This is a genomic window from Chitinophaga chungangae (assembly GCF_017742215.1).
GTDB classification, from domain to species: domain Bacteria; phylum Bacteroidota; class Bacteroidia; order Chitinophagales; family Chitinophagaceae; genus Chitinophaga; species Chitinophaga chungangae.
In genome coordinates this window covers 1-1,596 of the sequence record NZ_JAGHKP010000010.1, presented here as the reverse complement: position 1 = coordinate 1,596, position 1,596 = coordinate 1, and the positions used below count along the sequence as shown (strand labels likewise).

Below are 1,596 nucleotides of genomic sequence, written 5' to 3'. Positions count from 1 at the left end.
CCAGCATCACCCTGTCCGCCGCACCTGCTTCCGTGGCGGAAGGCAGCAGCACCGTGATCACGGCCACATTGAATGGTGGTGTTACTGCTGTGAATAACCTGACCGTTACATTAAGTAAAAACGGCAGCTCAACTGCCGGGGATTCCGAACACGGCACACTGGGTACGATCACGATCAATGCAGGTGCTACCACCGGCACATTCACACTGACAACAAACAGCGACCAGCTGCTGGAAGCCAGTGAAACCGTAGTAATCGATGGTATCAACGCGCAAGGCATCACAGTAACCGGCACCACGGTAACCATCACCGATGCAACTGGTACCAACGCCAATAAAACAATCACTTTAACACCGGCCACTGCTACAGTAGCGGAAGGCGGTGTGGTGAAGATCAAAGCGATCCTGCCAACGGGTATCACTTCTACCCAGGACATCACCGTTACACTCACCAAAGCCGGAGGTTCTGCCGCTACGCTTGACGTTGCTGACGTAACATTCCCCGGTAGCGTAACTATTTTAGCCGGAACGAATGAAATAGAATTTGATGTTACGGCTAATACGGATAACCTGATCGAAGTATCTGAACTGCTGAAGCTGGCTTCAAGCGCCACCGTATTCGGTTATACTTCTGCCGATGAAGCTGATATCACCATTACGGATGCAACGGATAAAACAATCACTGTAACCGGCCCGGCCACGATCGCAGAAGGCGGCACCGGCACTTACCGTTTCAGTCTGCCGGTTGGCGTAACCTCCGTTTCTCCGATCACCGTTACACTTACCCGCGATGGCAGTTCCACTGCTGCATTGGCAGACCTGCAAAGCCTGCCAACAGTAATGATCGCTGCCGGAGATAATTTTGTCGATGTTGATTTTAAACCAGGAGATGATGATGTAATTGAAGCACTGGAACACCTGACATTGGTTCCATCCGCAACCGGCTTCACCTTTAGTCAATCCGTAAGTTTCGACATCACCGACCAAGATCTTGCAGGCGCCAGCATCACCCTGTCCGCCTCACCTGCTTCTGTTGCGGAAGGCAGTAGTTCCGTGATCACTGCAACCCTTAATGGCGGCGTGCTTTCGGTCAGCGATATCGTAGTGACCTTGAATAAAAATGCTGCCTCTACTGCCGGAGATTCAGAGCACGGCACGTTGGGTAATATTACAATCGAAGCAGGCGAAACTACGGGCACATTCACACTGACAACAAACAGCGACCAGCTGCTGGAAGCCAGTGAAACCGTAGTAATCGATGGTATCAACGCGCAAGGCATCACAGTAACCGGCACCACGGTAACCATCACCGATGCAACCGGTACCAACGCCAATAAAACAATCACTTTAACACCGGCCACTGCTACAGTAGCGGAAGGCGGTGTGGTGAAGATCAAAGCGATCCTGCCAACGGGTATCACTTCTACCCAGGACATCACCGTTACACTCACCAAAGCCGCAGGTTCTGCAGCTACGCTTGACGTTGCTGACGTAACATTCCCCGGTAGCGTAACTATTTTAGCCGGAACGAATGAAATAGAATTTGATGTTACGGCTAATATGGATAACCTGATCGAAGTATCTGAACTGCTGAAGT

At 51.1% G+C, this 1,596-nt stretch carries 1 protein-coding gene; it reads left to right on the top strand.

Annotated elements, in window-relative coordinates; genetic code table 11:
• A partial coding sequence (locus tag J7I43_RS24610) for a Calx-beta domain-containing protein (RefSeq protein WP_209148695.1) occupies positions 1 to 1,596 on the top strand: 1,596 nt, incomplete at both ends.